Annotated in this window: 7 protein-coding genes; 4 read left to right on the forward strand and 3 right to left on the reverse strand. The window is 65.5% G+C overall.

Annotated elements, in window-relative coordinates:
• The first annotated feature begins 632 nt into the window (after positions 1-632).
• On the forward strand, positions 633-1607 hold the full coding sequence (locus EUC46_RS12060; RefSeq protein WP_128774407.1) for a LacI family DNA-binding transcriptional regulator: 975 nt from the start codon (positions 633-635) through the stop codon (positions 1605-1607).
• 33 nt (positions 1608-1640) lie between these two features.
• Here EUC46_RS12060 and EUC46_RS12065 read toward each other — a convergent pair whose 3' ends face one another.
• From EUC46_RS12065 to EUC46_RS12075, 3 genes are read right to left on the reverse strand one after another with little or no spacing between them, the layout of a single operon-like run.
• Positions 1641-2471, reverse strand: a complete 831-nt coding sequence (locus EUC46_RS12065) for a phosphoinositide-specific phospholipase C-related protein (RefSeq protein WP_164918836.1) — start codon at positions 2469-2471, stop codon at positions 1641-1643.
• Positions 2461-3408, reverse strand: coding sequence for a PfkB family carbohydrate kinase (locus EUC46_RS12070; RefSeq protein ID WP_128774408.1), 948 nt, complete (start codon positions 3406-3408; stop codon positions 2461-2463). Before EUC46_RS12070 ends, EUC46_RS12065 begins: the two co-directional genes overlap by 11 nt.
• Positions 3405-4790, reverse strand: coding sequence for an MFS transporter (locus EUC46_RS12075; RefSeq protein ID WP_128774409.1), 1386 nt, complete (start codon positions 4788-4790; stop codon positions 3405-3407). Before EUC46_RS12075 ends, EUC46_RS12070 begins: the two co-directional genes overlap by 4 nt.
• A gap of 442 nt (positions 4791-5232) precedes the next feature.
• On the opposite strand from EUC46_RS12075, the gene EUC46_RS12080 reads away from it, so the two are divergent.
• Genes EUC46_RS12080 through EUC46_RS12090 form a run of 3 tightly spaced genes read left to right on the forward strand, consistent with a single transcriptional unit; the run spans position 5233 to position 7192 of the window.
• Positions 5233-6360 (forward strand): helix-turn-helix domain-containing protein, encoded by a 1128-nt coding sequence (locus tag EUC46_RS12080; protein WP_128774410.1) that lies wholly within the window; start codon positions 5233-5235, stop codon positions 6358-6360.
• On the forward strand, positions 6360-6821 hold the full coding sequence (locus EUC46_RS12085) for a DUF4411 family protein (RefSeq protein ID WP_128774411.1): 462 nt from the start codon (positions 6360-6362) through the stop codon (positions 6819-6821). Before EUC46_RS12080 ends, EUC46_RS12085 begins: the two co-directional genes overlap by 1 nt.
• Positions 6809-7192, forward strand: a complete 384-nt coding sequence (locus EUC46_RS12090; RefSeq protein WP_128774412.1) for a helix-turn-helix domain-containing protein — start codon at positions 6809-6811, stop codon at positions 7190-7192. Before EUC46_RS12085 ends, EUC46_RS12090 begins: the two co-directional genes overlap by 13 nt.
• The last annotated feature ends 296 nt before the right edge of the window (positions 7193-7488 follow it).

Below are 7488 nucleotides of genomic sequence, written 5' to 3' on the forward strand. Positions count from 1 at the left end.
CACCAGACCCCCAACCACAACCCCAGAACAACAACCCCAGGACCACAGCCAAAAACCCAGCACCACAAACCCAACAAAAAGGCACAAAAAACATGACACACTATCGAGATCTCAAACAACACACCCATCCAGGATCCCGGGAGCCTGACGGCCCCGGCCGCCCTGGAAGGCGGCCGAACTAGACTAGGCAGGTCCGAGCCCCGCGGTCAACATCAAAGCCTGTGACCTCGATCGCTCTTCGCTGTCCTACCGGCCCACCCGAGTGCCCCCGAGTGACGCCTGTCAGCGCGCCTGCCTCGCGAACTTCCGTCCACGTGGCAGCGGGGAGGACTATAGGCAGACCGGCTCGACCTTCGTCAAACGAGCATGGCATAGCGTCAATCACACCCGGTTGCACGCGTGACAGAACCTGCCGGTGTTAGCAGTCAGAAGGCGAGCCGCTCTGAGACCACTCCGAGGCCCTGAGGCAGCCCTGTCCCGGGCACGACGCCTGTCCCGGGCATGGCACGACACCCTCGACCCAATGAGAGTGCGGCATGGCCCTCGGCCGACCAGCGCGCCCTGGGACGCGCTCCTCTAGACTCGGAAGGCCACTTGCGCGGATGAGCCGGAGGGGCCGTGGGATCGGGGAGGTGAGGGCTCTGGGCCGGGTCACTTTGCAGGATATTGCACGGGCCCTGGGGGTCTCGGTCTCGACTGTCTCCTTGGCGCTGCGGGGCTCCGACCGGATCTCCGCCCCCGTGCGTCAGAAGGTCATCGAGGAGGCCGCAGCGCAGGGATACCGCACGGACCTGGCCGGTGCCCTGCTGCGCTCCTCTAAACCCCGCATCATTGGCCTGCTGTGCGACATCAGCCAGGAGCTGCACGTCGAGTACAGCCGCGACATCATCACCGAGGCGGAACAACGCGGCTGGCTGGTCATGACGGAGGACACCGCGGTGGGCGGGGGCGGCGCCGCGGTGGCCCGCATTATGCAGCTGCGCGCCCAGAGCCTCATTGTCGTCGACCCGGCGGCCATCCCTCCTCAGACCCTGGAGGGGGCGGGCGTGCCGGTGATAGAAATCGGCCAGAAGGCCGTGTGCGCCAACGCCGACCTCGTCGTGTCCAATAACGACAGCGGCATGCGCGAACTGGTCGCGCTCCTGGATCAGGAGGACGTGCTCGTGTGCCTGGACGGTGGCGGGACGGTCTCGGCGCAGCATCGACGAGAGGCCCTCCGTCGGGCGCTGGGCGCTCGGGGGGCCTCGTTGAGGGTCGTTCCGGCCGGCCCGACGATGGACGCGGGGTGGGCGGCCATGCGTGTTGTGCTCGCCGAGGGCGGTTTCAGCGGCGGCGTCGTCGTCTGCTACAACGACCAGTGCGCGCTGGGGGCGATGTCGACCCTGTGGCGGGCCGGTCTGCGCATCCCGCAGGACGTGCGGCTGGTGGGCTTCGACAATTCACGTATCGCCAGATCCCGGGCCTTCGAGATGACCTCCATCGACAGGAATCCGCGCTCGGTTGCGCGGTTCGCCGTCGACCGGGCGATCTTGCGGGCCGAGGGGACGGCCGAGCCGCCCGTGCGCATCGAGGTGGACACGAGGCTGGTGCGTCGGCTCACCGCCTGAGGCGACGCACCGGCCCCGTGCCCGGGCAGGGCGTCAGCCGCTCGGCCTGTTGGCGCTCCAGGTCGCGTCGATGAGTTCGGGATCAACGAAGTCGAAGATGAGCACGCCCCGGCCCGGCTGGGCGCGGACGAGGTCGAGGACTCGCGGGTTGAGCCGCTGGGCGTAGGCCGCCGGGTTGCCCAGGGAGCCGTTGGTCGCGCTGACATGGTTGAGAATGAGGCAGTCCCGCCCGTGGCGCCGCCCGTAGAGCGCCTCAATCTGTTCGAACTTGGCCTCTTCGGTGGGCCCGTCCCAGTCGTCCTGGAGGAGGATGCGGGGGTTGTCGTGCCAGGGCACGGCCCAGGGCCTGCCGTCGATCTCGGTGAGGCCGTAGTGGGCGGGGGCGCACTCGAAGGCCACCACTGTGCCGCGCACCTGGCCGAGCGTGGGCCAGCTGGTGCCCTGGTGCGCGTGCTGCGGGGTCCAGAAGAGGTCGCGGTGGTCCCGCACGAGGTCGGTCAGGGCCCGCCCGTACTCCTCGAAGTCGTCCTTGGCCTCGTTGGCGTTCTGGAACCGCGCCAGGACGACGTCCCGCGGGTGCCGTTCCAGGTGGTCGCGCAGCACGGCGAGGATCGAGGCGGCGGTGATGTCGCTGACCCATTCGCGGTGGGCGGCGACCATGGTGCGCCTCAGGCGCAGGTCGAGGAAGCGCACGCCCCGCTCCAGCTGCTCGGCCAGACTGAGGTCCTGGGTCCGGTAGTAGGGGTGGGTGCAGGTGCTCGTCATCGTGTCGTGGGTGCCGGGGATGACCAGTGAGCACAGCGGGGTGTCGTCGGGCAGCGCGGCGATGATGTCGTGAACGGTGCGAGTGCTCTCAGCGCTCATGGGCCTCTCCTTCGGGGGCGGGTGCCGGGTCGGGGTAGAAACGGTCGCGGTAGGCCTCGACGTCGGATCGGGTGCACACCAGGGGGCCCGGGGTTTCCATCTTGAGGGAGACGGCGGCACAGGCCGTCAGGAGCGCCCGGTCGACGTCGTGCCGGCGCCGCTCGGTGATGTAGGCGGAGAAGACGGTGTCACCGCGCCCGGTTCGGCCCGTGAGGTTGCGCGGCCGCAGGGGGCACACGTGGGCGCCGTCGCGGTCCAACACGAGGATCTCGCGGGCGTTGGACACCATGACCTCCTGCGCGCCCCGCTCGTGCAGGGCCCGGGCGATGGCGCGCCGGTCGGTCAGTCCTGTGAGGTGCTCGCCTTCGGCGGTGTCGACCTTGAGGAACCTGATCCGGCGGTAGAAGCCCTCGTCCTGCGGGGGCCGGGACAGGGTCAGGGCTCCGGTCTCCGGGTCCCGTCGCCTGAGGAATCCCTGCATGTCGACGGCGAGGTCGGCCCGGGCGGCGAGCTCGGTGAGGAGCCCGGGGGCGTAGTCGCCGACGACGAGCCCGGCCAGGTGCTGGACGGCCACCGGGGTCTTCGGCACGTCCGCCGCCGTGATCGGGTCGGCCTGGGCCAGTGCCGAGGAGTGCCGTCGCTCCTGGTCGGCGGTGGTGTAGACGTTGCGGATCGACGAGGTGCGCGCGGAGTGCACCGCCACGACCCGCTCGATGGCGTCGGGAAAGCGCGAGCGCAGGTGAGCGTCGTCGTCGGCCATGGTGGTGACGACCTCGACGCGGCGCCCGAGGGAGGCGGCCGCCGCCGCTGCGCACAATGCGGCCCCGCCGACGCCCCTGGTGGAGCGGCCGGCGGCGTCGACGTTAATGTCGATGCACAGGGGGCCGATCACTTGCACGTCGAGCCGGTCGGGCTCGGTCAGGAGATGTTCGCTCATGCCTGCGCCCCGGCCTCGGCGAGGCGGTCCTGGCGCGCCTTGAGGCGGATGAGCGTGGAGGACAGCAGGAAGGCGACGGCGGACAGCGCGGCCAGCCCCAGGAAAGCCGAGGCCAGGGTGGAGGTGGGCGTGAGAACCTCGGTGACGACCTCGCCGGCCTCGTTCTTCACCGAGGGCACGATGAGGCCGCCGAAGACGATCGGCCCGAGCAGGGCCGGAACGTATCCCAGGGTGATGGCGAAGGACATGGCGGCGGAGGACTGCTTGGCGGGGACGTTGAACTCGCCGATCGGGGCGTAGTAGACGCCGCGGATCATGAAGCAGCAGCCGGAGGCCATGAGCATGAGGACGATGAGGGCGGTCATCACCCCCGAGGAGACGATGCCGTCGGGGACCTGGTCGGCGGGGAAGCTCTTGACGGCCGCGGGGTGGGTCAGCAGTAGGGCGGCGATGGCCAGCAGGAGGACGACGAGGATCGCCGACATGAAGCGCATGAAGTGGGAGGTGGAGGCGAAGACCTTCTCGACGAGCACGGAGGAGACCAGGGGCAGCATGCGCAGCCCGATGACGACCGTGGAGAAGACGGCCGCCACCAGGGCGGAGGAGCCGTACCCGGCCTGGAGGAAGCGCGCGAAGTAGGTGCCCGCCGCCACGAAGGTGCCGTAGACGCAGAACACGTTGAGCCCGGCGACCCACACGACGGGGAGCTTGGCGACCCGGCCGACGCCCTTAATCGCCTCGAAGGTTGAGGCATTGAGGGTCTCGTCGTCGTCGCCGACGCGGGTGTCCTTCGGGGCGGCCCAGAAGACCATGAGGGCTGTGACCAGCACAATGCACGACCCGGTGAGCATAATGCCCCGCGAGCCGACGCCGGCAGCGATGAGGCCGGTCCACAGCAGGGAGACGAGGAAGGCGAGCAGGCCGCGCCCGAACTCGAAGAAGCCGAAGGCGGCGCCCTGGTGGTCCTCGGTGGTGGAGGTCCGCACCGCCTTGAAGTTGGCCGGCTTGAACAGCACCTCGCTGAGCAGCAGCATGAGGAAGAAGCACACCAGGAGCACGGGGAAGGACAGGTTCGGGGAGAACACCGAGATGAACAGGGAGATCGTGCCGACCCCGAGCGTCGTGAGAACCATGATGGTGCGGACGGAGAAGCGGTCCCCGACCCAACCCAGCAGGATCGTGCCGAGGATAATGACCAGCCCCTGCATGGAGTAGAGCTTGCCGGCCTGGGCATCGGTGACCCCCATGGCGACGGGGAAGTCCTTGGGCAGGGTGTTGCGGATGTCCCAGAAGGCGTAGAGCAGCTGGGCGTTGACGGTGATGAACAGCAGTTGAACGAAGGTCCTCGGAGCGAATCCGAAGGAGCTGAGCAGCCTCTTCATTGAAGCCTTCCTTAGGTGAGGTGAGACGGGCCCGGGAGGCCGACGGCGGGCCACCGGCAGGTGGCGCGGGGGCATCAGCGGATGGGCTCGAAGGCAAGCGTAGCAACAGTTCAATCGTTTGAACAGAGAGCCGTGGGAGTGCGGTTCGGGCGAGGGTGGCGACGATGGGGGTGGCGACGGGGCGAGGGCGGGCCTCCGAGGGGAGAGCGAGAGGAGCGAAGGCGGGCTGCCAGCGGAGCGCTGTGAAACGAGGGGATGTGCCCAGCCCCGCCGGCGGTGGGCGCCCGTATGAGTGTAAGCAGCCCTGACGCACGAGGCGTCGCCCCTCCACGGGAACCCGGATCGAACTCACGATGTCAGCGCTTCAAGATAGACTCGGATCAGTGGCAGGCCCTATCGCCAATCGCCGAACAGAGCGCCCCGGCCGAAGGAGGGAGCGACTATGGCACGTGCACCGATCAATGCCTCCACCCTCCAGTGGGCACGCAAGGCCCTGCTTATCGAACCAGACGAACTAGCCAAAGCTGCAGGCACCAGCCCGAAACGCATTGCCGAGTTTGAGGGCGGCGAGACTCAGCCAACCCTCCGCCAGCTTGAGAAAATTGCGAAAAAACTCGATCGGACGCCCGCCTTCTTTTTTACGGCGCCTCCTGAGAGGCTTGACGTTCCGGAGACCGCCGACTTCCGCGCGGGTAATGGAGATTCCATTCCATCTTTACTCGCTAGGGAAATGCGGCGCGTGGAGCAGCACCGTAATACGATATTGGACCTCGAGGGGCAACCCGCCGCTCCGGCTCTCGTAGAGCACATCAACCGACGAAACGCCTCCCTTCGGGCAAGCGAAATGAGAGAACGTCTCGGATTAACCGAAGCATTTACTCCTCCAGCAAGTCAAGAGAACCAGGTGCTGAGTTTCTGGCGCGGATTGCTTGAACAGCACGGGTATCTTGTCTTTCAAGCGACACGGATCGACCTCACTGTTTTCCGAGGTCTTTCCATCTACCACAGCACATTGCCGATCATCCTATTAAATGGCGCAGATTCAAACAACGGCAAGGTCTTCACTCTCTTCCACGAAGTTGCACACCTCACAAATCGCACCAGCGGAATGTGCAGCCTCGAAGAACAAGTCAAAGAGGAAGCAACGGCCAATGCGTTCGCCGCCAGTTTTCTCATGCCTGCGAGTCAAATCGAGAAGGTCGTCTCCACAAGTCGAGATGACGCCTTCGACAGGGCCGAAACAGCGGCAAGGACGTTTAAAGTCAGCTTGCTGGCCGCAGGCGTTCGACTGCATACCCTTGATCTCATCTCCGATGAAGATCTGGACGCTATTCGTTCCAAAAGCGATCTTCAATGGCAGAGCGTTCGAGAGTCTCGCAAGAAGGGTAGAGGCGGGCCGCCAGCTTGGCGCACAAGGTATCGAGATCTGGGGCCAGGATACGTTGGCACTGTTGCCCGCGCACTTGAAGAGGATCGCGTCGACCTCCTCGATGCGAGCCATCTGCTCAATGCGCGAGTTCCAATGGTACGACAGATGATTGATGAGTACTACAGAACTGAGGGCATCTAGTGGGATACACCTTGGACGCCAACATACTCATCAACATGGAGCGCCTATATCCGCGCGAATTCTTTAGCTCTCTCTGGCGCTCAATGAAGACAGCGGTGCAGGGCGGAGATATTTGCATGTGCGAAATGGTTCAGAAAGAACTCAGGCGGGGAGATGATGATCTGCTTGCTTGGGTGAAGAGTATCCCGGGCTTTGTCTGCAAGACAACAGACGAAGAACTCCAGATCGTAGCTAAAATATCTGCGGAGCATCCGGCATGGGTTCAAGGACAGAAGAACTACGCGGACCCGTTCGTTATTGCCCACGCGAAAGATGATGGCCTCACCGTCGTAACTGAAGAACGGCGCGCGGGCCCTAACGCCGAGGACAAGAATCTGAAAATACCTAACGTCTCAGATGAATACGGCGTCACTTGCATGAAGTTTTTCGACCTTCTCCGAACACAAGGATGGAAGTTCTGAACCGCCACCAGATCGAGTCCCTCGCCCGGTTCGCCGAAGGCATGGATGAGGGCGAGCTCCGCGACCTCATCCATGCCTTGACAGCGAGGCTGTCCGACGGTTACCCAGTCACTCTCATCGCGAATGACACCGACTACACGCCCGCGCAGGTGGCCGAGCGACTCCGGATGAGCCGCACCCACCTGTACAAACTGCTCGACTCCGGAGAGATCCCCTCGCACCGCGTCGGACGCGATCGGCGCATCGCCGGTCGCGACGTCATCACCTTTGAACGACGTCGCCAGGCCGAGCACCGCGCTCTTACCGAGCGCTTCGCCAACGCCGAGGCGATCCGCCGCGCCGCCATCGACGAGCTCGCCTCCGAGCTCTAAGCGGTAGTCCGAGCTGTACATGGTGCCCCGAAGAAGCCGTAGCCGGGGATCTCAGGGCGCACCGCGCGATGCTGCATCGTGCGCAGGGTCCAGTCTGGTGGGAGGGCAGGCGCGGCGAGGCGGGCGGTTCAGGGAGTCCGGACCACCTGGCGTTTACCGGCTCTTCGCAGTTGAGGGGGTGGGTTTGGGCGTGTGGGTGCCAGGGTGGGGGTCGAGGCCCTCTGATGATGGGAGTTGCTACACAACCAACTGCCGGAAGGCCTCGACGTGGACCACGCTATCTTTGCTAGCCCTGA

The sequence above is a fragment of the Actinomyces oricola genome, assembly GCF_004104015.1.
GTDB classification, from domain to species: domain Bacteria; phylum Actinomycetota; class Actinomycetes; order Actinomycetales; family Actinomycetaceae; genus Actinomyces; species Actinomyces oricola.